At 45.8% G+C, this 25,030-nt stretch carries 24 protein-coding genes and 1 tRNA gene; 24 read left to right on the top strand and 1 reads right to left on the bottom strand.

Annotated elements, in window-relative coordinates:
- The first annotated feature begins 369 nt into the window (after positions 1-369).
- Complete coding sequence (gene rluC, locus AELLOGFF_RS08810; RefSeq protein WP_159268398.1) at positions 370-1,323, top strand: 23S rRNA pseudouridine(955/2504/2580) synthase RluC; 954 nt, start codon at positions 370-372, stop codon at positions 1,321-1,323.
- Positions 1,323-1,973 (top strand): HAD family hydrolase, encoded by a 651-nt coding sequence (locus AELLOGFF_RS08805; protein ID WP_159268397.1) that lies wholly within the window; start codon positions 1,323-1,325, stop codon positions 1,971-1,973. Before rluC ends, AELLOGFF_RS08805 begins: the two co-directional genes overlap by 1 nt.
- A 14-nt stretch (positions 1,974-1,987) precedes the next feature.
- Here the strand turns inward: AELLOGFF_RS08805 and AELLOGFF_RS08800 are convergent, their stop codons facing one another.
- Positions 1,988-2,572, bottom strand: coding sequence for a Maf family protein (locus AELLOGFF_RS08800; RefSeq protein ID WP_159268396.1), 585 nt, complete (start codon positions 2,570-2,572; stop codon positions 1,988-1,990).
- Between the two features lie 200 nt (positions 2,573-2,772).
- Here AELLOGFF_RS08800 and AELLOGFF_RS08795 point away from each other — a divergent pair, with 200 nt between their 5' ends.
- From AELLOGFF_RS08795 to lon, 22 genes are all read left to right on the top strand, one after another.
- Positions 2,773-3,294: a YceD family protein gene (locus AELLOGFF_RS08795; RefSeq protein ID WP_159268395.1), complete on the top strand. Its 522-nt coding sequence runs from the start codon at positions 2,773-2,775 to the stop codon at positions 3,292-3,294.
- Positions 3,295-3,320: 26 nt separating this feature from the next.
- Entirely contained in the window at positions 3,321-3,500 is a 180-nt protein-coding gene (rpmF, locus tag AELLOGFF_RS08790) for a 50S ribosomal protein L32 (protein WP_103684678.1), read from the top strand.
- Between the two features lie 8 nt (positions 3,501-3,508).
- Complete coding sequence (gene plsX, locus AELLOGFF_RS08785) at positions 3,509-4,519, top strand: phosphate acyltransferase PlsX (protein ID WP_159268394.1); 1,011 nt, start codon at positions 3,509-3,511, stop codon at positions 4,517-4,519.
- Positions 4,520-4,549: 30 nt separating this feature from the next.
- On the top strand, positions 4,550-5,494 hold the full coding sequence (gene fabD / locus AELLOGFF_RS08780; protein WP_159268393.1) for an ACP S-malonyltransferase: 945 nt from the start codon (positions 4,550-4,552) through the stop codon (positions 5,492-5,494).
- 33 nt (positions 5,495-5,527) lie between these two features.
- Positions 5,528-6,265, top strand: a complete 738-nt coding sequence (fabG, locus tag AELLOGFF_RS08775; RefSeq protein ID WP_159268392.1) for a 3-oxoacyl-ACP reductase FabG — start codon at positions 5,528-5,530, stop codon at positions 6,263-6,265.
- Positions 6,266-6,480: 215 nt separating this feature from the next.
- Positions 6,481-6,717: an acyl carrier protein gene (acpP, locus tag AELLOGFF_RS08770; protein ID WP_103684682.1), complete on the top strand. Its 237-nt coding sequence runs from the start codon at positions 6,481-6,483 to the stop codon at positions 6,715-6,717.
- A gap of 133 nt (positions 6,718-6,850) precedes the next feature.
- On the top strand, positions 6,851-8,089 hold the full coding sequence (fabF, locus tag AELLOGFF_RS08765) for a beta-ketoacyl-ACP synthase II (protein WP_159268391.1): 1,239 nt from the start codon (positions 6,851-6,853) through the stop codon (positions 8,087-8,089).
- 5 nt (positions 8,090-8,094) lie between these two features.
- Positions 8,095-8,922: an aminodeoxychorismate lyase gene (gene pabC, locus AELLOGFF_RS08760; protein ID WP_159268390.1), complete on the top strand. Its 828-nt coding sequence runs from the start codon at positions 8,095-8,097 to the stop codon at positions 8,920-8,922.
- Positions 8,900-9,976 carry an endolytic transglycosylase MltG gene (gene mltG, locus AELLOGFF_RS08755; RefSeq protein ID WP_235035632.1) on the top strand — a complete coding sequence of 359 codons (1,077 nt, stop codon included), beginning with the start codon at positions 8,900-8,902 and terminating at the stop codon, positions 9,974-9,976. The genes pabC and mltG overlap by 23 nt, the downstream gene beginning before the upstream one ends.
- Positions 9,973-10,629 (top strand): dTMP kinase, encoded by a 657-nt coding sequence (tmk, locus tag AELLOGFF_RS08750; protein ID WP_159268389.1) that lies wholly within the window; start codon positions 9,973-9,975, stop codon positions 10,627-10,629. Before mltG ends, tmk begins: the two co-directional genes overlap by 4 nt.
- Complete coding sequence (locus AELLOGFF_RS08745; protein WP_159268388.1) at positions 10,616-11,611, top strand: DNA polymerase III subunit delta'; 996 nt, start codon at positions 10,616-10,618, stop codon at positions 11,609-11,611. Before tmk ends, AELLOGFF_RS08745 begins: the two co-directional genes overlap by 14 nt.
- Positions 11,612-11,669: 58 nt before the next feature.
- The gene (locus tag AELLOGFF_RS08740; protein ID WP_159268387.1) at positions 11,670-12,020 is read left to right on the top strand and encodes a PilZ domain-containing protein; all 351 of its coding nucleotides are present in this window, start codon (positions 11,670-11,672) and stop codon (positions 12,018-12,020) included.
- 50 nt (positions 12,021-12,070) lie between these two features.
- Positions 12,071-12,847 carry a TatD family hydrolase gene (locus tag AELLOGFF_RS08735; protein WP_159268386.1) on the top strand — a complete coding sequence of 259 codons (777 nt, stop codon included), beginning with the start codon at positions 12,071-12,073 and terminating at the stop codon, positions 12,845-12,847.
- A 42-nt stretch (positions 12,848-12,889) separates the two neighbouring features.
- Positions 12,890-14,008, top strand: a complete 1,119-nt coding sequence (gcvT, locus tag AELLOGFF_RS08730; RefSeq protein WP_159268385.1) for a glycine cleavage system aminomethyltransferase GcvT — start codon at positions 12,890-12,892, stop codon at positions 14,006-14,008.
- An 8-nt stretch (positions 14,009-14,016) separates the two neighbouring features.
- On the top strand, positions 14,017-15,078 hold the full coding sequence (locus AELLOGFF_RS08725; RefSeq protein ID WP_159268384.1) for a beta-N-acetylglucosaminidase domain-containing protein: 1,062 nt from the start codon (positions 14,017-14,019) through the stop codon (positions 15,076-15,078).
- 117 nt (positions 15,079-15,195) lie between these two features.
- Complete coding sequence (gene fadB, locus AELLOGFF_RS08720) at positions 15,196-17,343, top strand: fatty acid oxidation complex subunit alpha FadB (RefSeq protein ID WP_159268383.1); 2,148 nt, start codon at positions 15,196-15,198, stop codon at positions 17,341-17,343.
- Between the two features lie 18 nt (positions 17,344-17,361).
- Positions 17,362-18,537 (top strand): acetyl-CoA C-acyltransferase FadA, encoded by a 1,176-nt coding sequence (gene fadA, locus AELLOGFF_RS08715; RefSeq protein ID WP_159268382.1) that lies wholly within the window; start codon positions 17,362-17,364, stop codon positions 18,535-18,537.
- Between the two features lie 175 nt (positions 18,538-18,712).
- Positions 18,713-18,797, top strand: a tRNA-Leu gene (locus AELLOGFF_RS08710).
- Between the two features lie 81 nt (positions 18,798-18,878).
- Positions 18,879-20,207 carry a trigger factor gene (gene tig, locus AELLOGFF_RS08705; protein WP_159268381.1) on the top strand — a complete coding sequence of 443 codons (1,329 nt, stop codon included), beginning with the start codon at positions 18,879-18,881 and terminating at the stop codon, positions 20,205-20,207.
- 118 nt (positions 20,208-20,325) lie between these two features.
- Entirely contained in the window at positions 20,326-20,958 is a 633-nt protein-coding gene (clpP, locus tag AELLOGFF_RS08700; protein ID WP_159268380.1) for an ATP-dependent Clp endopeptidase proteolytic subunit ClpP, read from the top strand.
- A gap of 124 nt (positions 20,959-21,082) precedes the next feature.
- A complete protein-coding gene (gene clpX, locus AELLOGFF_RS08695; protein ID WP_159268379.1) occupies positions 21,083-22,363 on the top strand; it encodes an ATP-dependent Clp protease ATP-binding subunit ClpX in 1,281 nt (426 codons plus the stop codon).
- A 181-nt stretch (positions 22,364-22,544) separates the two neighbouring features.
- The gene (gene lon, locus AELLOGFF_RS08690) at positions 22,545-24,971 is read left to right on the top strand and encodes an endopeptidase La (RefSeq protein WP_159268378.1); all 2,427 of its coding nucleotides are present in this window, start codon (positions 22,545-22,547) and stop codon (positions 24,969-24,971) included.
- The last annotated feature ends 59 nt before the right edge of the window (positions 24,972-25,030 follow it).

Here is a 25,030-nt window from a genome sequence, read left to right as displayed (position 1 = left end):
TCGCTGGGTTGTGTTTGTACAGTCCCGCGCTGGGCGTCTTTCATCTATTACTGTTGGGCGCTAATTCGTTGCGCCAGTATTGGTAACGTTCTTTACGTCGCTTTCTCAGAGTTCTTTCACAGCCGTGGTGTAAACAAATATCGGCAGTACTATTAATTAATGTACCGACACTGCGTTAGAATGCCGCCGGTACACTGCTATTCACTGATGGAAATAAGGCTATGCGTGAAAACCGCAGTCTTTACCTTAGTAGATGGCCGGCGGTCTTCCCTCACGTCACAGCCATGCTGTGGCGGGAACCGGACCCGGTAGCTACCGGACGACTATATCAGTATTAAATAACTAACTCAATGAGTTACGGGAGTGTAAGTGAGTTCAGAAACTGTTATCAATCCAGCGGTTCGCCTGGTGACTGTAGAGGCCGATTATGCGGGGCAGCGTATTGATAACTTCTTAATGAGAGAATTAAAAGGCGTCCCTAAGTCTAGGATTTATAACCTATTACGTCGCGGAGAAGTGCGACTAAATAAGTCTCGCGTTAAGCCAGATCAAAAGCTTGCCTTTGGTGATGTAGTAAGAGTACCGCCGGTCAGGGTGGCAGTGCGAGGTGAGGTAGTAGTTCCTGGGGGGCTCGATAGCAGTCTTCGCTCATCAATTTTATATGAAGATGATGGCTTGCTTATTGTTAATAAGCCTTCAGGTCTTGCTGTGCATGGTGGTAGCGGTATTTCACTTGGTTTAATTGAGGCTCTCAGGCAGATGTATCCCGAGCAGCGCAGTTTAGAATTGGTCCACCGTTTAGATCGAGATACATCAGGCTGTGTTATGGTCGCCAAAAAGCGTGCAGTGTTAAAGCAGCTGCACGAGCTTCTTAAGGCACGTAAGGGCGTGGATAAGCGTTATTTGGCTTTAGTGGCAGGGAAGTGGCCGGTTAGAAAGCAGCAGGTTAATGCACCTTTGCAGAAAAATGTGCTCAATTCTGGTGAGAGAATGGTGCGAGTGGAGTTGGAAGGTAAGCGCTCGTTGACTGAGTTTAGTTTGATACGTCGTATTTCTGGAGCGAGTTTAATAGAAGCTAGGCCCGTTACTGGAAGAACGCACCAAATTCGAGTGCATTGTCAGTATGCTGGTTACCCTATATTGGGCGATGATAAATACGGGGATGATGATGCAAATGCTTTTTTTAAGCGGCAAGGTTTGAAGCGTTTGTTTCTTCATGCGCATTCATTGGCGTTTAGTCTGGAAGGGCGCCGGGTGCAGGTTGTAGCCCCACTACCTAGCGATCTAGAAAAAATATTAGAAGATGACGGTATGATTTTGTAATGCTTATAATTTTTGATTGGGATGGAACAATAATCGACTCTAGCGATAAGATTGTATTTTGTATGCAGCAGGCCGCGAGTCAATGTGGTTTTCCGGTGTGTAGTGCAGACTCGATTCGCAACATTATCGGTTTGGAATTAAGTGTTGCGATTGCGATGCTGTATCCGGAGCTTGATAGCGCTGCTGTTCAGGAAATTAGAGCTTGGTATGTTCGTTGTTTTATCGAGGCGGATAAAGAGCCTTGTCAATTGTTTCCTGGGGTTGAGTCAACGCTGCATGCCTTGAAGCACCAAGGGCACGATTTATGTGTGGCAACCGGTAAAAGTCGACGAGGTTTAGATAGGGTTTTTACTGGATTGGATATCAGTGCCTTGTTTAGTGCTAGCCGCTGTGCGGATGAAACTGCCTCAAAACCGGATCCGCTTATGCTGCATCAGCTTTGTGTTGAAATGTCAGTTAACCCTTGTGACGCGGTGATGGTTGGTGATACAGAATATGATTTGGAAATGGCGAATAAGATTGCGATGCCCAGTGTTGGTGTGTCCTACGGCGCTCATAGTTCGGAGCGTCTAGTTCGCTGGTCGCCACTAGTAATTATTGATGAGTTTGCATCATTGGTTACGGTTTTAGGCTCGCATCACTCAATGTGATTTGCTTGCGCTCCTTATAAGACAAAGATTCCTTCATTTCGTAGTAGTTCGCAGAGTTTTATAATGGGTAGCCCTATTAAAGTGTTTGGATCATTGCTACGGATGTACTTGAATAGGCTGATGCCTAACCCTTCCATTTTGAAACTGCCGGCACAATCTAGGGCTGGCTCTCTAGCTATGTATCTGTCGATTTCATTGCTACTTAAGTCACGAAAGCGAACATGAACTTGTTCGCTATAACTTTGAAGTTGATTACTCATTGGATTGTAGACGCAAAGACCGGTATGAAAAATAACTTCACGACCAGAGCATAGTGTTAATTGTTCCTTTGCGGTGCTTACATTCCCTGGTTTGCCTAATATTGCACCTTTGATATCACAAACTTGATCACCAGCAATAATAATGGCGTTTGGTTGTAGCTGCGCTACAGCCTCGGCTTTCTCAATGCTTAGGCGGATTGCTAGCGCTTCAGCGGTTTCAAAAGGTTTTACTGTTTCATTAATATTTGGTGTGATACAGATAGGAAATAAACCAATCTGATTCAGTAAATGTAATCGGTATTTTGAGCTAGAGGCCAAGATTAGTGAGGGTGGCTGCACTGAGGGTGGGTGTCCTTTTTGTTGGTTTTACTTAAATGATTATACCGTGAACTACTCTGGGCCGAGGTGTGTGATAAATGCCTAATGAGGTTATTATCAGTGATAACGCAAGGTGTAGTGTTTCTTTTGCCCCTAGGGCACTAATAATACGGGTGTTTTGCTTTGACAATAGTCTGCATAGTCCCTATGATTGCGCGCCTATGCAAAGACAGCCCCTGCCAAAGTTTGTAGATGCTCGTAAATTTGTCGTTTCTGGTATGGAAATACATGCCTACCGCCAAGTTGCAGGTCTCGATCGTTTTGTTGCTGGTCTCGCTAATGATAGTGGGTCGGTAGACATTGATTTGCGTTTTTTTCGTGATGAGCAGGGGTTTAAGTGTATACAAGGTAAGGCGGTAGCGCAGGTTGAAGTTATTTGTCAGCGTTGTTTAAACCCCATGCCTACATGCATTGAGGCTGAATTTAATTTAGCTATCGTGTGGACGGATGAGCAGGCGAAGGCACTACCAAAGTCATTGGATCCATTGATTTTGGAAGAGGAGAGTCTGGTGCTTGCTGATTTGTTGCAAGAGGAGCTTATTATAAATACTCCCTTCGTTAGTTATCATGACGAAGAGTGTCGCGAATTTATACCAGAGCCTGAGCCGGTCGAGGTAGTGAGTGACCAGGAAGAAAATGATAAGCCATTTGCTATATTGGGGAAAATAAAGCCCCGCGATTAATCTTAAGTACGAGGAATTTTTAGGCCATGGCTGTTCAAAAAAGTAAAGTGACCCGTTCACGTCGCGGTCAGCGTCGTTCACACGATGCATTGACTGGTGCAACTCTGTCTGTTGATCAGACTAGCGGTGAAAAGCACCTTCGTCACAATGTAACTGCGGATGGTTTTTTCCGTGGTCGCAAAGTTGTTGCTGGTAAAGACGACTAAGTATTTGCGTGGCATCGCTGCGACTAGCCGTTGATGCAATGAGCGGAGATCATGGTCTTCGCTCTTCTATTACTGCCACAATCAATGCGCTGAATCAAAATTCAGCTCTTCATATTTCCTTAGTTGGCGATGAGCCTTCTATACTTCTTGCGCTCGCCCAAAAAAAATATAACCCAGAGCAGCTCCAAATACACCATAGCCCAGATATCGTTGCGATGGATGAAATACCATCTAAAGCCCTCCGGTACAAAAAGCAGTCATCAATGTATCGCGTTCTTGAAATGCTTCGAGATGGTCATGTATCGGGTGTTATCAGTGCCGGTAATACTGGCGCGTTAGTTGCTATGAGTTGTATTGTCTTGAAGCGTTTATCTGGTGTCAGTCGTCCTGCGATTTGTGCACCAATCCCTGCACAAAATGGCTATACCTTGATGTTAGATCTGGGCGCAAATATTAGTTGCGATGCGGCTCAGTTGTATCAATTTGCGGTAATGGGGGCATCGCTATCCAAGGCGCTTGGCGCTAGTGATACGCCCCGCTTAGCTTTATTAAACATTGGCGCTGAATTAATTAAGGGTCCTTCGGTAGTTAAAGAGGCTGCTGAATTAATTTCTGCTGATCCAAGATTAAATTATGTTGGTTTTGCCGAGGGAAATGATATTTTTTCAGAGCAGATTGATGTTGTGGTTTGCGATGGTTTTACTGGGAATGTTGCCCTAAAAGTCTGCGAAGGCACCGCTAGCTTCATACGTAATCAACTAAAGACCAAATTTGAGCAGAGTATATATGGCCGTTTATCGGCGATATTGGCCATGCCGGTATTAAAGGCGTTTCAGGGTGAGATAAATCCTGATCGTTATAATGGGGCTGCATTGTTGGGCCTTAATGGTGTGGTGATAAAAAGTCATGGCAGTTCTGGGGTTGAAAGTTTTGAGTCAGCAATACATCAAGCTGCATTAGCGGTGAGTGAAGGTGTAACGCAGTCGATCGGCACCCAAATAGGCACAAATAAATTGTAAATAAATGTCATTAAGCAAAAGGAGCATGTAATGGATGCAAGTCAGCTTGCGCTAGTCTTTCCTGGTCAGGGTTCTCAGAAAGTGGGTATGTTAGCTGAGTTAGGAGAGTCATATAAGCTTGTTAAAGACACGTTTGCAGAGGCCTCTGAAGCGTTGTCATATGATATGTGGGACTTGATACAAAATGGTGATCAACAAAGCCTTAATCTTACTGAAACAACTCAGCCCGTACTATTGACGGCCAGTGTTGCTGTGTGGCGGCTGTGGTGTGAGCAAGGTGGATTACGTCCGTCACTATTGGCTGGACATAGTTTGGGTGAGTTCTCTGCATTGGTATGCGCTGGGGCTCTAGAATTTTCAGATGCGGTTCGTCTCGTGCGGGCTCGTGGACAGTATATGCAGACGGCAGTGCCTGTTGGAGAGGGTGCGATGGCAGCGGTGCTGGGCGTTGATGATGCAAAAATTATTCAAATTTGTGCAGAGGCGGCTATTAAGGGTGGCGTGGTAGAGGCCGTTAATTTTAATTCGCCTGGTCAAGTTGTCATTGCGGGTCAGGTTGCTGCAGTGGATGTGGCTATTGAAATGCTTAAAGCGGCAGGTGCAAAACGTGCTATGCCGTTACCCGTAAGCGCACCTTTCCATACGTCATTGATGAAGCCAGCAGGCGATAAACTTGCAGTAGCGTTGGCTGATATTGTTGTGAACGCGCCAAGTATTCCTGTGGTGCACAATGTGCATGGTAAAACGGAATCGGATCCTGTTGTAATTAAGAGTTTACTTGTCGAGCAGATTTTTAGTGCAGTTAAGTGGGTTGATTGCGTGGAAACAATGGTGGCTGCTGGTATCAGTAATACCATTGAGTGCGGTCCTGGTAAGGTGTTGAGCGGTTTAAATAAGCGGATAAATAAATCGTTAAGCTGTAATAATATTGATTCGCCGGCGAGCCTTGCCGATGCCTTGGAAGCTACTAAATAGTTTATTGTTTAGAGATTAATTAAGGAGTTTATAATGAGCGCAAAAGTCGCATTAATAACAGGCGCGAGCCGAGGGATAGGGCAGGCGATTGCTGTTGCTATCGGGAAGTTGGGGTACACGGTAGTTGGTACAGCGACTACGCAGGGTGGTGCGGATGCGATTACCGCGCATTTTTCTGAGCTTGGAATTGAGGGTGTCGGCATGGCGTTAAATGTTGCCGATACAAGTTCTGTGGATAGTGTGGTGAAGTCTATTGGTGAAAAGTTCGGCGCACCGTCGGTATTAATTAATAATGCGGGTATTACTAAGGACAACATCATGCTACGCATGAAAGATGATGAGTGGTACGACGTCATCGACACCAATTTAAACTCTCTTTACCGCTTGAGTAAGGCGTGTTTACGGGGTATGACCAAGGCTCGCTGGGGCCGTATTGTTAATATTAGCTCCGTAGTTGGGGCGATGGGTAACGCTGGTCAGGCAAATTATGCTGCTTCAAAAGCCGGAATGGACGGTTTTACACGTGCATTGGCTCGTGAAATAGGTTCACGAGGAATTACAGTTAATGGAGTTGCTCCCGGCTTTATCGATACTGATATGACCAAGAAATTGGCTGATGAGCAACGTGATGCGCTAAAGACTCAGATACCCTTACAGCGCCTTGGCAGCCCTGAAGAGATAGCTGGAGTTGTCGCTTTTTTGGTCAGTGATGCGGCGGCTTATGTCACTGGGGAAACGATACACGTTAATGGCGGCATGTATATGGCGTAAACATATGTTGGGGAAGGATTTTTTCTCCCCAAATGTGAATTTTTCATGTTTTACTATGCACAAGCGGTGCTAGTCGCGGTAGAATAACTACCCAAGTGCTAGCAGTATGAAACACGATTTCGGCGGCTGCGCTTTTTTGCTAAAGGGATTAATCTTTAACAAAAAAAATTAAGCAGGCCCAAAATTTTAATTTTAATTAGGAGTCACCAACGACCATGAGTAGCATTGAAGAGCGCGTCAAGAAAATAGTTGCAGAGCAGCTAGGTGTTAAGGAAGAGGATGTGTCAGAGTCAGCATCATTCGTGGAAGACCTGGGCGCGGATTCTCTTGATACTGTCGAGCTGGTAATGGCTCTCGAAGAGGAATTTGAAACAGAGATTCCTGATGAAGAAGCAGAGAAAATTACTACTGTTCGTTTGGCTATTGATTACATCAAAGAAAATCTACAGTAAGTAATAACGTAACGGTCTTACCGTTTTAAGAAGCCGTTTCTATGTTATGTAGAGCGGCTTTTTTTATGCCTGTGCATACCATCTATATACTAGATATTGCGTATAATGCATATGCAGAGGCTTTGGAGGGGTTATGGCAAAACGAAGAGTTGTTGTTACTGGAATGGGCATGGTTAGCCCGCTAGGAAATTCCGTAGCAGAGACATGGCAAAACATACTGGCAGGTAAGAGTGGTATCTCTATGATAGACCGCTTTGATGTGTCTGATTTTGCGACTCGTATTGGTGGTGCTATTAAGAATTTTGACGTTGGCGACTATATGTCTGCAAAAGAAGCTAAACGTTTTGACCCTTTCATACACTACGGCGTTGCGGCTGCTGAGCAGGCATTATCTGACTCAGGTCTTGATGTTACTGATCTTAACGCGCCCCGAGTTGGAACAGCGATTGGCTCTGGTATTGGTGGAATCGGCTTAATAGAAAGTAGTCGAGTGACTATTGATGAACGTGGGCCGCGGAAGTTATCTCCTTTTACGGTCCCTGGTGCGATTATCAATATGATTGCCGGGGTATTGGCGATCAAACATAATTTGCAGGGACCAAGTATTGCCATCACAACGGCATGTACCACAGGGACGCACAATATTGGTATGGCTGCGCGAATGATTGCCTACGGCGATGCTGATGCGATGTTAGCCGGTGGGGCCGAAATGGCGACCACCCCAGTTGGGCTTGGTGGTTTTGCTGCTGCCCGTGCGATGTCGACACGAAATGATGACCCTCAAGCTGCGAGTAGGCCGTGGGACAAGCAGCGAGACGGCTTTGTGTTGGGCGATGGTGCCGGCATGTTAATGCTGGAAGAGTACGAATTTGCCAAACGACGTGGTGCTCATATTCACGCGGAGTTATTGGGCTTTGGGATGAGCTGCGACGCTTTCCATATGACATCTCCACCTGAGGACGGGCGGGGCGCATACACTGCGATGCAAAGTGCTCTTAATGATGCACAATTGAATGCTGAACAGCTTGATTATATTAATGCGCATGGTACATCAACTAAGGCGGGTGATTTAGCAGAAAGTATGGCGGTGCAACGCTTAATGGGCACGGCCTCAAGTAATGTGGCAGTTAGCTCCACAAAATCTATGATTGGTCATTTACTTGGCGCTGCCGGTGCTGTGGAGGCCATTTTTTCAATTTTGGCGCTACGTGATCAGGTGGCTCCACCAACAATTAACCTTGAAGAGGTTGATGACGCCTGTGATTTGAATTATGTACCCAATATCGCGCAACAGCGTAATATTGACTATACCTTATCGAATTCGTTTGGGTTTGGTGGAACCAATGGCAGTTTGCTGTTTGGCAAATTGTAAAGCCAGTGGTGGGTAGTTCAGGTTTTGCACTCGTTAATGGCCGCTTTAGTGACGAAGTGTCAGCAAGCAATCGCGGCATTGCCTATGGCGATGGTGTGTTTGAAACTGTGTTGGTGCGTGGTTCTCAAACGCTGTGGTTAGACGAGCATTTATGTCGACTGCAGAGCGGTGCAAAAATTTTAAATATCCCCTGTGATATCGCTGCCATTAAGCACGATTGCTTACGTATATTGGCTGCATTCGATGAACCACTTGGGGTGCTCAAGATAATATTAACTCGCGGCACTACAGCGCGTGGGTATACCCCGTTGAAGGCGGAGTCAGATCGTATTGTTAGCGTTTCAAGTTACAAGCAACACCGAGAGATGTGGGATGAGGGGGTGGTGCTGGCGGTGTGTCAAACCCCGCTGGCAAGGCAAGCGCTATTAGCGGGTATCAAGCATTTAAATCGACTAGAGCAGGTCTTGGCTGCAGAAGAGTTGCATAAGCGTGGTTATCAAGAAGGCTTGATGATGCAAGCGGGTTGCGTTATTGAATGTAGTCGCAGCAATGTTTTTGCCGTTGTTAGTGGTGAGTTGATAACGCCCTCATTATCACTTTGCGGTATAAACGGCATTATGCGTAGCAAAATCCTAAGTGATACTAAATCTTTGGGTTTACCTGTTAGGGTAAAAGCATTTGGTATATCTGCACTTGTGCGAGCAGAGGAAGTATTTATTTGTAATAGTGTTTTTGGAATTTGGCCCGTCACAAAAATTGAGTGTATGCACAAAGAGATTGGCCCAATGAGCCGTTTATTTCAGCAGGAGTATGAGCGCTATTTCTATGCTTAAATTATTGAAAGTGCTCTTAGCATTGGTTTTCCCATTAATTATCACCTTGCTTGCTGCCTTTTGGTATCTCAATACCTATCTTAACCGAGAGTTACCGCTGCCTGAGTCGCCTGCCGTTTTCATATTGGAGCCGGGTACGGGATATTCAGCGATGGTGAATCAACTTGAGCAACAAGGTTGGCTCACAAACCCAGCTATCTTGAAAATATATGCACGCATAAACCCAGCTATTTCGGAAATAAAAGCGGGTGAATATCATTTTGAACAAGGCATGTCCTTATTTGACGTGCTGGCACTGATGATGGAAGGGGATGTCGTTCGTCACCAGCTAACCCTCCTAGAGGGCTGGACGATGAAGCAAGTGATCTCTTCTTTATCATCGCAGCCTTTATTAGAAGAGGAAATATTGCACAATGATGAGCGTCTTTGGAAGCTGCTGAGTATTGATGAACCCTTCGCCAGTATCCCTGAAGGCTTGTTTTTCCCTGATACTTACGATTATCACCTAGGTGACAAGCCAAGTAGTGTTTTGCTTAGGGCGTATAAACGCTTAGTCCGTGTTTTGCAGGACGAATGGGATGCGAGAGACGCAGGGCTTCCTTATCAAAATGCGTATGAAGCGCTGATTATGGCTTCCATTATAGAGAAAGAAACGGGTGTTCCTGAGGAGCGAGAACAAATTGCAGGTGTGTTTGTGCGGCGATTAAATCTTGGAATGCGTTTGCAAACTGACCCGACGGTAATTTATGGTTTGGGCGCAGAATACAAAGGTAATTTACGTGGTTCACATTTGCGCGATGAAAATAATATTTACAACACGTATCGTCAGCACGGCTTGCCGCCTAGCCCAATTGCCTTAGCTGGCCGTGAGGCAATCCATGCGGCTCTTCACCCTGCTGAGGGTGACACTATTTTCTTTGTGGCTAAGGGGGATGGCACCCATTATTTTTCGGCGACGCTTAAAGAGCATGAAACTGCAGTAAAACAATACCAGTTAAATCGACGTAGAGCCGATTATCGTTCAGCGCCACCGGTGCAGGAGAAGAAACCTTGAGTTACCAGGCTAGAGGCCGCTTTATCACGGTTGAAGGGACAGAGGGTGTTGGTAAATCGACAAATATCCAATTTATTCAAGCATTACTTGAAGACGCAAAGATTCCACATATTGTAAGTAGAGAGCCGGGTGGAACACCGCTGGCAGAAGAGATTCGTAATATACTCGTTGTGCCACGAGATGAGGCAATGTGTGAATTAAGTGAGCTATTGTTGGTTTTTGCGGCTCGGGCGCAGCATCTAAAGACCCTAATTGAGCCAGCGTTAGCACGGGGTGCTTGGGTGCTTTGCGATCGTTTTACCGATGCAACTTTCGCATACCAAGGAGGTGGGCGGGGTTTGTCTGTTGATAAAATCGAACAACTACAAAGTTTGGTGCAAGGCGACTTGCGACCAGATTGCACATTATTATTAGATGCGCCAGTTGATATTGGCATGGCGAGAGCCGGTGCACGCGGGGCGCTTGATCGCTTTGAGTTAGAAAAGCAGGTGTTTTTTGAAAAGGTTCGCTCTGCTTATCTTGCCCGTGCCAATCAAGCGCCTGAGCGGTTTAACATAATCGATGCTAGTGCTAGTTTAGACGTGGTTCAGGCCGGTATTGCTAAAGCACTAAAATCGCAAATAGATCATTACCACGGCAATGATGATGTCTGAGGCATTGGTTGCGTATTCTTGGCAAATGAGTCAGTGGCAGGACATGCAGCGCCTAATAGACTCCGGTCGTTTACCTCATGCCTTATTGCTGGCGGGCCCGGAGTCCATTGGCAAACTGCGTTTTGCAAAAGCACTCGCTGCGTATTTATTGTGTGAATCTCCCTCGCAGTTTGCTGCCTGCGGCCAATGTCGGAGTTGTCATTTCCAGCTGGATGGTAGCAACCCCGATTACCGGGAGATATCTCCTGATGAGGGTAAGCGTCAAATTGGGATCGATCAAGTTCGCAGCCTTCAGCGGTTTTCAGCACAACGAGCCCATAGGGATGGGGGGAGGAAGCTCGTTGTGATTTACCCCGCCGAAGCAATGAATATATTTACCGCCAACGCTTTATTAAAAACATTAGAAGAGCCGACGTCTAATACAGTTTTAATATTGATTAGCCATAGTAGCAGCCAGTTATTGGCCACCATTCGGTCTCGTTGCGTGCAATTCCGTTTTGGCATTCCTGATGCTGGGCTTGTTGAGTCATGGTTGAAAGATTATGTTGGCGATCAAAATTTGGTGAAAACATTATTGGCAGAAAGTGGTGGGCGCCCACTGGCAGCTAAAAAAATCTTTGAAGAGGATGGTTTGGCCTTGCTTCAAAGTTTCGACTCGGCATTATCGGCTTTATTTACTGGCCAAAAGACCCCATTAAATCTTGCTGATGAATTGTTGGATAAAGATATTTTGCAAGTCCTCGATTGGTGGTGCACGCGATTAATGGACCTGTCCCGGCATCAGTTAGCAGCGCAATCAATGGTGGCAAAAAGTTGGCTAGAATTTACGTCAGTGCCGCCTAGATTTGTGATGGATACTCTGCAGAGGGGGCTTGAATTGCGTTCTAGCTTTGGTCGCGGGGTTGCGTTAAATAAACGCTTGGTTTTAGAGGCCCTTTTTATAGAGTGGATGGCACTTTGTCGTCGTAGTGCTGCGCGCTAAGTGCCTTTGTGTAGTATGGTATTAATGAAATAGTTTTAAGTTAGCTGGGGTTGAGGGTATGAGTGGTGCGCAAGGTGCACGTAACGGTATTTTATCTCTGACAATTAGAGATAAGGCGGTTCTCTATGCGGCGTATATGCCGTTTATTCAAGATGGCGGATTATTTGTACCCACCACCAAGCCCTATAAAGTAGGTGATGAAGTGTTTATGTTACTTACGTTAATGGACGAACCTGAAAAGCTGCCTATAGCGGGTAAGGTAGTGTGGATTACGCCTCGCGGAGCGCAAAGCAATCGTGCAGCAGGAATTGGGGTCCAGTTCGTGGGCGGCGACGGTGTTGCCAATAAGAAGATTGAATCCTACCTAGCTGGCATCCTTGAGTCTGATAAGCCCACCCATACAATGTAAGTTCGAATTTAGCTATTCGGATTTCAATTCTTAATACAGATGGAAGCACCATGCTTGTAGATAGCCACTGTCATCTCGACCGGATTGACCTTAAACCCTATGATGGCGACTTGAGCTTAGCCATAGACGCTGCAACTGAACGCGGCGTTTCAAAAATGCTGTGTATTGGTATTGATTTGGATAACGCGCCAAAAGTCGTCGCGATTGCGGAGCAGTTCCCCCAAATCTATGCATCGGTAGGTGTTCACCCCCTCGATATAAGTGATGATATTTGTTCAGTCAAAACGCTTACCGAGTTAGCGGATCACCCTAAAGTGGTCGCTATAGGGGAGACGGGCTTAGATTATTATTACAGCAGTGATCGTAAAATTGACCAGCAGCGGAGTTTTGCGCAACATCTTGAGGTATCTGCTGACTGTGGCAAGCCGACCATTGTTCACACTCGCGACGCCAGAGAAGACACTCTTGCACTGATAGCTAAACACGGTGCGCCAGAAATCGGCGGGGTCTTACATTGCTTTACTGAATCATGGGAAATGGCTGAAGCAGCCATGGACATGGGTTACTACATTTCATTTTCAGGCATTATCACGTTTAAAAATGCGAATGAGTTACGTGAAGTTGTGCGGCGAGTTCCCATAGAAAGGATGCTGGTTGAAACCGACTCTCCTTACCTGGCACCCGTGCCGTATCGCGGTAAGAAAAATGAACCTAAATATGTCGTAGAGGTTGCCGAGTGCGTGGCAGAGCTAAAGGGTTTGTCTTATCAAGAGGTGTTACAACACACAACAGAGAATTTTGAACGCCTCTTCCCTTTGGCAAAGTAAGCAGTTTTTGATTGTATTGTTTTAATTTCAGGAGATAGTGCATTGAGCACGGATAAATTATTAACCACCCCATTAAATGCGCTACACCGAGAAATGTCGGCGAAAATGGTTCCATTTGCTGGCTATGATATGCCGGTGCAGTACCCTATGGGGGTGTTGAAAGAGCATTTACACGTGCGAAGTGCTGCGGGCTTGTTTGATGTTTCCCATATGGGGCAGATTCGTGTTCAGGGTCACAATGTCGCCGAAGAATTAGAAAAGTTAATGCCGCAAGATGTGCTCGGTTTGCCTATCAACCGACAGCGCTATGGCTTGTTGACGAATGAGCAAGGTGGGGTCTTAGATGACTTGATGTTTGCCAACTGTGGTGATCATTACTTAGTGATTGTGAATGCGGCATGTAAAGATCAAGATTATGCGTGGTTGCGTGCGCATTTACCGGCTCAAATAACGCTGGAGATGCTAGAGGGGCAGGGCTTGCTTGCACTTCAAGGACCTAAGGCGAGGCAAGTGTTGGCACGTTTGGCACCGGCAACCGAAAAGATGGTGTTTATGGATACTGGCAATTGTACGATTGCCGATATCCCATGCTGGCTGAGTTGCTCGGGATATACTGGTGAAGATGGTTTTGAGATTTCTGTAGCGCAAGAAAATACTGAGGCATTGGCAAGAGTACTACTTGCGGAGACAGAAGTGGAATTTATTGGCTTAGGTGCTAGAGACTCTCTCCGTTTGGAGGCGGGCTTGTGCTTATATGGCCACGATATGAGCGATGCAGTTAGCCCTGTTGAAGCTAATTTATTGTGGGCAATATCAAAATGCAGGCGACCTGGTGCAGAGCGCGCTGGAGGGTATCCCGGTGCAAATATTATTGCTCTGCATCTGCTTGAGGGCACTGAAAGTAAACGTGTTTTACTCGATGTAGAGGGCCGAGCCCCTGTTCGCGAAGGGGCGGATATTGTAAATGATAAGGGCGACATCATTGGTCATGTGACGAGTGGCGGATTTGGTCCAAGTGTTGGCGGGCCTATTGTTATGGCTTATGTTAATAATTTGTCACTGGCGTCAGGCGATGTTTTGTTTGCCAGTGTGAGAAAAAAATTGTTGCCGATGACTTTGCGGCAAGCCCCCTTTGTTAAACAGCGATATCATCGCGGATGAGATAAATAATGGCATTCTCTAGAGCGCTTGTGGAAGGATTTTATGGCCGCCAGTGGCGCTGGGAGCAGCGTTTTTCACTTCCGGTGTTGCTGCGGCAATGGGGGTACAGTAGTTATATTTACGCCCCTAAAGGGGATGCTAGCCTGCGTAGTCTCTGGACTCAGCCCTTTACAGTAACGCATACGGAAAACTTGCTGTCTTTGGGGAGGTACTGCCGCAAAGCTGGAATAAAGTGGGGGCTAGGCTTATCTCCTGTTGGTTTGCAAACCAATTACACTACTGAAGACAAGGCTAACTTAGATAATAAAATCACTGAAATAAAACGTCTTAACCCCGATATAATTTGGGTTTTATTTGATGATTTACCTGCAGGGAATCCATCTCTAGCTCAGAATCAGGCTGCCGTTGTTAATGATATTCAAGCACAGATGCCAGATATCGAAATTGCAATGTGCCCTAGTTATTATAGTTTTGACCCGATACTTGAAGAGCTATTTGGTCAATGTCCCGATGGGTATTTTGAGGCGTTAAATACCTTGATGGACCAGCGAGTCGATGTGTTATGGACTGGGAATCGGGTGATCAGTGAGGCTTATACCGCTGACGATTGTAAAAAAGCCGCGGCTGTTTTAGGACGAAAGCCGTTGATTTGGGATAATTACCCTGTGAATGATGGTCGCAAAACTAGCCGGTTTTTACATTTATTACCCTTTACTGGTAGATCGTCAGAAATGGCAAGTTTGACAAATGGCCATGCAATAAATCCTATGAATCAGTTTCATCTGTCAATGTTGGTCTTGCCAACGCTGGCTGCGGTCTATAATGACGATAAGATCTACGATGTGGATCGTGCTTTTCAATCAGTGCTTGCAGATTTGCCGGATAACCTTGGTGATTTAATGGCAAGAGATGCGGCAATATTTCAGGGCGTGGGGCTTGACGGTCTCAGTTCAGATGAAAAAACTGAGCTCTTGGCTACTTATGGTCAAATAAACCACCCTGCAGCGCGTGAGGTTTGTGAATGGCTTCAAGAAGCTTACCGATTTGATCCCGCGTGTTTGACTGATTAAATTACGGCATAGCTTGCCAATATTTTTAGAATACGGTAGTTTTAGCACCCAATGTTTACATGGTAAACATGAATGTATGGCAAATGCCGCCGCCACCACTCAATTTGAGGAACAAAAATGATTTATCAAGGCAAGGCGTTAACTGCAAAGTACCTGGAAGAAGGCATTGCGGAACTCTGTTTCGACCTAGAAGGCGATTCAGTTAACAAATTTAATCGAATCACACTTGAAGAGCTTGGTGAAGCTACTGCTGCGTTAGCGTCTGAGTCTGGGCTTAAAGGTGTTTTGGTAACTAGCGGAAAACCTGTATTCATTGTCGGGGCTGATATCACTGAATTTACTGAGCTTTTTAAGCTGCCAGATTCAGACCTTCGCGAGTGGGCAACAAAAGCCAACACAGTATTTAATGATTTTGAAGATCTCCCTGTTCCTACTGTGGTCGCTATTAATGGTGTCGCACTGGGTGGCGGTTTTGAAATGTGCTTGTCGTGTGATTTTCGGGTTATGTCGTCCACTGCAGTGGTGGGATTACCTGAAGTAAAACTAGGCATCAATCCGGGCTTTGGCGGTACAGTAAGGCTGCCTCGGGTGATTGGCTGCGACAACGCAATGATGTGGATTGCAACGGGTAATCATCAAAAACCTGCAGCCGCTTTAAGTGATGGCGGTGTAGATGCAGTGGTCGCGCCGGAAGCACTAATTGACGCGTCTCTTGAATTACTTAAAGGCGCAATTGCTGGTGAATTTGATTACCAAGCTCGCCGGGTCGAAAAAACAACGCCGGTTAAATTAAATGATATTGAAAAAATGATGTCATTTACTACTGGTAAGGCAATGGTTGCGCAACAGGCTGGCCGCCATATGCCTGCACCTATTACTGCCGCTAAATCCATGGAGCGCAGTGCTGGTTTGAACCGCGCTGAAGCAGTAGAAGTTGAGATCGACCATTTTATAAAGCTAGTACGCACGCCGCAATCAGGTGCGCTGGTAGGCTTGTTCTTAAGTGAGCAGGCGGTGAGTAAAGCGGCTCGCGGTTTTGCAAAAGCAGGTGGCGAAATAAAGCAAGCTGCGGTTCTTGGCGCAGGTATTATGGGTGGTGGTATTGCTTACCAGTCTGCCTATAAAGGAACACCTATTCTGATGAAGGATATTGCCGATGCGGGTCTAGAGCTCGGCATGAAAGAAGCTGGCAAGTTATTGGCTAAGCGAGTATCTCGTGGCCGTATGACTGCAGACAAAATGTCATCAGTACTCAATAGCATCCGCCCATCGTTAAGCTATGACGGTTTTGATAAAGCCGATGTCATAGTAGAAGCTGTTGTTGAGAATGCAAAAGTAAAACAGTCGGTGTTAGCTGAAACTGAAAAGCATATTCGCAATGACGCTGTTTTAGCTTCAAATACATCTACGATTTCCATTACTCGCCTAGCAGAAGCTTTAGAGCGCCCTGAAAACTTCTGTGGTATGCACTTTTTTAACCCTGTACACGCTATGCCATTGGTAGAAGTGATACGCGGTGAAAAAACAAGCGATGAGACCATTGCTAAAGTGGTTAAGTATGCATTGCAGATGGGTAAAACCCCAATCGTTGTCAATGATTGCCCTGGTTTCTATGTTAACCGCGTATTGTTTCCCTATTTCGCCGGTTTCGATATGTTGATTCGCGACGGTGGTGACTTCCGTAAAATTGATAAGGTTATGGAAGGTTTTGGTATGCCAATGGGGCCAGCCTATTTGATGGACGTTGTCGGTATTGATACCGGCTACCACGCTGCAGAGGTAATGGCTGAGGGCTTCCCAGAGCGTATGAAGCACGATTTTACTGGTGTTTCACAGCTTATGTTTGAAGCTAAGCGCTTTGGCCAGAAAAATGGTATTGGTTTTTACCGGTATGAAGAAGATGCCAAAGGCAAGCCTAAAAAGTGTGAAGACGAAGCCGCATTGGCTATGGCGGATTCCGCTAAGCAATCTTCAGTCGAATTATCCGACGAAGACATTATCGCTCGCATGATGATTCCAATGTGCATTGAAACGGTCCGTTGTATCGATGAAGGTATTCTGCGCGACCCAGCAGATGCAGATATGGGATTGGTTATGGGTATTGGCTTTCCAGTTTTCCGTGGTGGCGCTTTGCGTTACATCGATCAAATGGGTGTGAAGGCTTTCTGCGAAATGGCTGACCGCTTTGAAAACCTTGGTCCCCTTTATCACCCAACCGAAAGCCTTCGCCAAATGGCGGCTAACGGCGAATCTTTTTTTAAATAAACGGGCGGAGAAAGAACCATGACATATAAAGCAAATGATGTAGTAATCGTCGATTGCGCCCGTACTCCAATGGGGCGGTCGAAAAACGGCGTATATAGAAATGTGCGTGCAGAGAATATGTCTGCGGCATTAATTGATGGCTTGCTGGCACGTAATCCGGGTATTGATCCCGCGTTATTCGAAGATGTGATTTGGGGCTGCGTTAACCAGACCAATGAGCAGGGTTGGAATATAGCGCGAATGATCTCAGTGATGACCAAATTCCCTCACGAAGTGGCGGGTCAGACGGTGAGCCGGCTCTGTGGTTCATCTATGTCTGCATTGCATACGGCGGCCCAAGCGATAATGAGTGGTTACGGTGACACGTTTATGGTCGGTGGTGTTGAACATATGGGTCACCTTGCCATGAACCATGGTGTTGATCCCAATCCTCAAGCCAGTAAATATGTTGCGCGCGCTGCGGGTATGATGGGTATGACCGCTGAAGCATTAGCGATGATGCATGGAATTGGTCGTGAGCAGCAGGATGAACTGGGTCTGCGTTCACATTTGCGCGCTGCTGATGCCCGCGAGAATGGTCGATTCGATAATGAAATAATTGCTATCGAAGGGCATGGCGATGATGGTCGTAAGATCCTTGTGAAGCAGGATACTACTATCCGTCCAGAGACAACGCTTGAGAGTTTGTCGCAGCTTCGTCCAGCTTTTGATCCTCGTAACGGTACTGTTACTGCAGGAACAAGTTCGCAAATTGCTGACGGTGCTTCTGCCATGATTATGATGTCAGGGCAGCGTGCTATGGATCTTGGTCTAACACCGCGTGCTAAAGTTACTGGCATGGCGGTGGCGGGTGTTGATCCTTCCATCATGGGCTATGGTCCGGTGCCATCAACTCAGAAAGCGTTGAAACGCCTTGGCATGAGTATTGATGATATTGAAACAGTGGAGTTGAATGAGGCTTTTGCAGCCCAGGCTTTACCTGTTTTAAAAGATCTTAAGCTTCTTGATAAGATGGATGACAAAGTTAATCTAAATGGTGGTGCAATTGCCTTAGGGCACCCATTTGGATGCTCTGGAACCCGGATCGTGTCAACTTTGCTGAATGTAATGGAGCAACGTGATACGTCAGTCGGACTTGCTACTATGTGTATTGGCATGGGGCAGGGGATTAGCACCATTATTGAACGAGTGTAATCCCTTAATAACAGCCTGAATTGACCTTAATTCAGGCTGTTATTAAAATTGTTTGCAGGTCTGCTTGATCACGATCATGGCCTGTGGCACAATCTCGTTCCTCGCAAAGTCAAGGCTGCGCGATACCATTTGTAAACCGTGATAATTCAATACCTTAAGACGGTTTTACAAGTGTGCGGATGTGGTGAAATTGGTATACACGCCAGATTTAGGTTCTGGTGCCGCAAGGCGTGAGAGTTCGAGTCTCTCCATCCGCACCATTTCATAGAATTCTTTTAAATGGCTGCTTTTTAGATAATGGCGGCCATTTATGTTTAACAGCCCTGTTTTGAGGACCCCCCATGCAAGTCTCAGTTGAAACGACTTCTGGCCTAGAACGTCGCCTGATTGTTGGCGTTCCTGCCACACGTATTGATAGCGCCGTTGATTCACGTCTGCAAAAAGCAGCACGCACCGTCAAATTAGATGGCTTCCGTCCAGGTAAAGTGCCTATGCGTGTTGTTCGTCAACGATTTGGTGAATCAGTTCGAATGGAAGTGCTTGGCGAGGTCATGAACGAAAGCTTTTATGAGGCCATCCAGCAGCAAGGCTTAAAGCCTGCTGGTCGTCCAAATATTGAGCCAAAAAGCTTAGAAGCGGGCAAGGATGTTGAGTTTGTCGCGACTTTTGAAGTTTTTCCTGATATCGAAGCTAAAGATTACAGCACAATAGAAGTTGTAACGCCCGTGACTGAGATAACCACGGCCGATATTGAAAAAATGATTGAGAATTTACGTCAACAGCGCGCTGAATGGAATGTTGTTGAGCGTGCTGCGGCAGATGGCGATAAAGCAAATATTGATTACCTTGGCACCAAGGATGGCGTTGAATTCGAAGGTGGCAAGGCTGATGGCAGTGATCTAGAGCTAGGCTCAGGCCGAATGATTCCTGGTTTTGAGGATGGTGTTGTTGGCATGGTAGCGGGTGAAGAAAAAACGCTATCTCTCAGCTTTCCTGATGACTACCATAGTGAGGAATTAAAGGGCGCTGCGGTTGAGTTTAAAATTACCTTAAACAGCGTTAGTGAGAAGAAGCTTCCTGAGCTTGACGAAACACTGTTTGAAACATTCGGTGTAAAAGAGGGCGGTGAAGAGGCCTTTAAAGCCGAAGTAGAAAAAAATATGGCTCGGGAGTTGAAAAACGCCACTAAGTCCCGCATTAAGAATCAAGTGATGGAAGGTGTGTTGTCGATCCATTCTGATTTGCAGGTTCCAAAAGCGTTGGTATCACAGGAAATTGAAGCGCTACGCAATCAACAAATGCAGCAATTTGGCGCCATGGCAGAAAAATTAAATGCCGCAGATATCCTACCTGATGAACTATTCCAAGAAAATGCGGAGCGTCGTGTTAAATTGGGTTTGGTGCTGAATGAGATAATTAGCCTTGAGGGCATAAAGGCCGAAGAAGCTAAGGTGCGTGCCGCTTTGGAAGAAATGGCGGCTAGTTACGAAGATAAAGATGAAATTATTAACTGGTATATGAGCAACCCACAACAGCTTCAGCAAATCGAAGGCATGGTTATTGAAGAGGAAGTTGTTGAGAAATTGCTTGAAAAAGCGAAGGTTAGCGAAGAAACTTTAAGCTACGAAGAAGTTATGTCGCCACCAGCGAAAGAGGCAGAAGAATCCTAAACTAAAAAGGGTACTCTGGCTTTTTCCTGTCAAGCGACTGAACGCAAGTTCCGTCGCTTGATTTTTTTGTGCTGGCCGTAAATATAGAACATTAATTACGTACGGAAGAGTATTCAATATGTCTCGCAATTCGATCGAAGGTTTGAACAGTAACACCGTGACTAATTTGGGTTTAGTGCCTATGGTCGTGGAGCAAACGGCTCGCGGTGAGCGCTCTTATGATATTTATTCACGCTTACTCAAAGAGCGGGTTATATTTTGTGTCGGTCAAGTTGAAGACCATATGGCCAACCTCATTGTTGCGCAGTTGCTTTTTCTCGAGTCCGAAAACCCGGATAAAGATATTCATCTATACATCAATTCTCCTGGTGGTTCGGTGACAGCGGGGCTGTCTATCTACGATACAATGAAATTTATTAAGCCTGATGTAAGCACTATGTGCATTGGCCAGGCTGCCAGTATGGGGGCTTTCTTGTTGAGTGGTGGTGCAAAGGGTAAGCGCTTTATTGTACCGAATGCGCGCACCATGATTCACCAGCCTAGTGGTGGTGCTCAAGGCCAGGCAACTGATATAGATATTCAGGCTAGAGAGATACTCATTATTAGAGAAAAGCTTAACCATTTGATGGCAGAACACACTGGGCAAACATACGAGACAATTGCGCGGGATACAGAGCGGGATAACTTCATGAATGCTGAGCAGTCCTGTGAATATGGTTTGGTCGACGAAGTGCTGTCTGCCCGCGGTTAACGCGTTCTACAGTAATCACCATATTGGTTTCGGAAAGTACAAACTTGCAAATAAGGGTAAAAGGCGTCATCTTTACCCTAAGGTGTTTCTATCACCGCGTAAAATCAGAACAAGGTAGGTATTGATGAGTAGTAAAGACGGCACAGATGATAACGGCAAACTGCTGTACTGTTCCTTCTGTGGTAAAAGTCAGCATGAAGTCCGCAAATTAATCGCCGGGCCGTCTGTCTTTATCTGTGACGAGTGTGTCGATCTCTGTAACGACATCATTCGTGAAGAAGTTCAGGAAGCTGCTAGTGAGGCGGGTAGAGAGACATTGCCCACTCCGCAAGAGATAAACCATACGTTGGATCAGTATGTTATTGGCCAGGCGCGAGCTAAGAAAGTATTGTCAGTGGCGGTTTATAACCACTACAAACGTTTGCGATACGGTGATAAGAATAAGGATGAAGTAGAACTCGGCAAAAGTAATATTCTTTTGGTTGGGCCTACTGGTAGTGGTAAAACATTACTTGCCGAAACTTTGGCGCGTTTGCTTGATGTCCCCTTTACCATTGCTGATGCCACTACATTAACTGAAGCCGGTTATGTGGGTGAGGATGTCGAAAATATCATCCAGAAGCTATTGCAGAAGTGTGATTACGATGTGGAAAAGGCCCAGATGGGTATTGTCTATATCGATGAGATTGACAAAATTTCACGAAAGTCCGACAACCCATCAATTACTCGCGATGTGTCTGGTGAGGGTGTTCAGCAAGCGCTACTTAAATTGATTGAAGGTACTGTTGCATCGGTTCCTCCTCAAGGTGGCCGTAAACACCCGCAGCAAGAGTTTCTGCAGGTTGATACATCAAATATTCTGTTCATTTGTGGCGGCGCTTTTGCTGGTTTGGATCGTGTTATACGAGATCGATCCGAGAAAGGTGGAATTGGTTTTAGCGCTGAAGTCAAAAGTAAAAATGAAGCGCTTAATGTCGGTGAAATTCTTGCAGATGTCGAGCCAGACGATCTAGTCCGTTACGGGCTTATTCCTGAGTTCGTAGGCCGTTTACCCGTTATCGCAACACTTGAAGAGCTTGATGTGGATGCTTTGGTTAGTATTTTGACTGAGCCAAAAAATGCACTCACCAAGCAGTATGCAAAACTGTTTGACATGGAAGGTGTGGAAGTAGATTTTCGTGAAGATGGTTTGAGGTCTGTAGCCGAAAAAGCCATGACACGTAAAACCGGGGCTAGGGGGCTGCGCTCGATCTTAGAGTCGGTATTGTTGGATACAATGTACGATTTGCCGTCAATGGATGACGTAAGTAAGGTTGTTATTGATGGCTCGGTGATCAAGGGTGATTCTGCGCCTATTCTTGTCTACAACGCCAAGGAAAAGCGCAAAGCTGCCCCTAAAGAGTAATACCTTCCTCGATTAAACACTGTGAAAAGTTCTTTTTGCAGTGTTTTTCTATATTTGTCAGTTTCTTTACACGTCAAGTCTTGTTTTTAATGTCGCAAATCCCCATCTTAGAACTAAGCTATCTTTAAAAGCTGAACATACTTCTGAATATACCCGCCTAGATTAACTAAGAGGAAAAGTAATGGCTGACATTGATAATACCCAGGAATTGCCACTGCTTCCTTTGCGCGATGTGGTTGTTTACCCCCACATGGTTATCCCATTATTTGTGGGTCGCGATAAATCCATACGAGCCTTAGAATTGGCGATGGCTAGCAATAAAGAGATTGTTCTTGCTGCTCAGCGCAATCCCGATTTAGACGAGCCAGGAACAGATGATTTATATGATATTGGTACGATTGCCAATATTCTGCAGTTACTTAAACTCCCAGATGGCACTGTAAAGGTTCTGGTAGAAGGGAGCTATCGCGCGCAATTAAACGCTGTTACAGCAGAAGCAGATTATTTTAGTGCTGAAATTAGTGCTTTGGAGGGTGAACAAATTGCGCCAGAAGAGTCGGAGATCATGCTTAGATCTGCGATCTCACAGTTTGAAAAGTATATAAACCTCAGTAAAAAAATCCCTGCAGAAGTGCTTACATCCCTGTCTGGAATCGATGACCCTGGGCGTTTGGCCGATACTATCGCAGCGCATATGACCATGGAGTTAGAGCAAAAGCAGGCTGTACTTGAAATGGCTAATGAGCGTGAACGCTTAGAGCATTTAATGGGGTTGATGGAGTCTGAGATTGACCTTTTTCAAGTCGAAAAACGTATTCGTGGCCGCGTTAAGAAGCAAATGGAAAAAAGTCAGCGCGAGTACTATTTAAACGAACAAATGAAAGCCATTCAGCGTGAGCTAGGTGAGTCTGAAGAGGGCGTTAATGAGCTTGAAGATCTAGAGAATCGTGTCCATAAAGCTGGAATGAGTAAAGAGGCACTTGAAAAAGCAACCGCTGAGTTGACTAAGCTTAAAATGATGTCACCCATGTCTGCTGAAGCATCCGTTGTCCGTGGTTATATTGATTGGTTGGTAAATATTCCTTGGCAGAAGCGGTCCCGCGTTAAGCACGACCTCAAGCGTGCTGAGGAAATATTGAATCAAGATCATTATGGCCTTGAGGAAGTTAAAGACCGCATTCTTGAATACCTTGCGGTTCAAAAACGGGTTAAAAAAGTAAAAGGCCCCGTATTATGCTTGGTAGGCCCGCCGGGTGTGGGTAAGACCTCGCTTGGTGAGTCTATAGCTCGCGCAACGAACCGTAAATTTGTGCGTATGGCGCTGGGTGGTGTGCGCGATGAGTCGGAGATTCGCGGACACCGACGGACGTATATCGGCTCAATGCCGGGTAAAGTTATTCAGAAAATGTCTAAGACAGCGGTTCGCAATCCATTATTCTTACTGGATGAAATCGATAAAATGGGTATGGATCATCGAGGTGATCCAGCGTCTGCCTTGTTGGAGGTGTTAGACCCTGAACAGAACCACGCATTCAATGACCATTATCTTGAAGTAGACTACGACTTGTCAGATATTATGTTTATCTGTACATCTAACTCGCTTAACATCCCGCCGGCGCTTATGGATAGAATGGAAGTCATTCGTATCCCTGGTTACACGGAAGATGAAAAAATTAATATTGCTCTTCGTTACCTTGTTCCCAAGCAACTTAAAAACAATGGTTTGAAAGAATCAGAAGCAACTATTGCTGAAGAGGCCCTGCAAGATATTGTGAGGTACTACACAAGAGAAGCTGGGGTTCGTGGCTTGGAGCGGCAGGTAGCGAAAATTTGTCGGAAAGTCGTTAAGAATGTCGCATTAAATGGCGATAGCGGCACCATCTCTATTAATAGTGAAAACCTAGAAGAGTATCTCGGTGTTCGCAAGTACACCTATGGCAAGGCCGAGGAAGAAAACAAGGTTGGTCAGGTCACTGGCTTGGCTTGGACGCAAGTTGGTGGTGAGCTGCTCACGATAGAGGCCGTCTCGGTTGTAGGTAAGGGTCGTCATATCAAAACAGGCTCTTTGGGCGACGTTATGCAGGAGTCTATACAGGCGGCCACAACGGTTGTTAGAAGCCGCTCTAAGCGCCTAGGAATACCTGCGAGGTATCACGATAGACATGATATCCATATTCATATGCCTGAAGGCGCTACCCCTAAAGACGGCCCATCAGCCGGTGTGGGTATGTGTACAGCTTTAGTGTCGGTTATTACGGGAATTCCTGTTCGCTCTGATGTTGCTATGACGGGTGAAATCACTCTTCGGGGACAGGTATTAGCCATTGGCGGATTGAAAGAAAAACTGCTTGCGGCTCACCGCGGAGGGATAAAAACCGTTATAATCCCGATGGAAAACGAGCGAGACCTTAAAGAAATTCCGGAAAACATAAAGGCCGATCTTGATATCCGTCCAGTAAAATGGATTGATGAGGTGTTGGATATTGCCCTAGAAAGTTTTCCAGAAGAAATTTCTGAAGATCTTTACTTAGCAGGTATTGACGACAGTCTTAATAAAGTGGATGGGAGTGGAGATTTTCTTGGCGAGTCGCGTGCAAACGCACACTAGACGCAGAGATATCTTGACCATGAACAGCGCAGTTGGTATAAATCCCACTCTTTACGCAT

The sequence above is a fragment of the Zhongshania aliphaticivorans genome (assembly GCF_902705875.1).
Taxonomy (GTDB): Bacteria; Pseudomonadota; Gammaproteobacteria; order Pseudomonadales; family Spongiibacteraceae; genus Spongiibacter; species Spongiibacter aliphaticivorans_A.
This window is presented reverse-complemented; position numbering and strand designations above follow the sequence as displayed.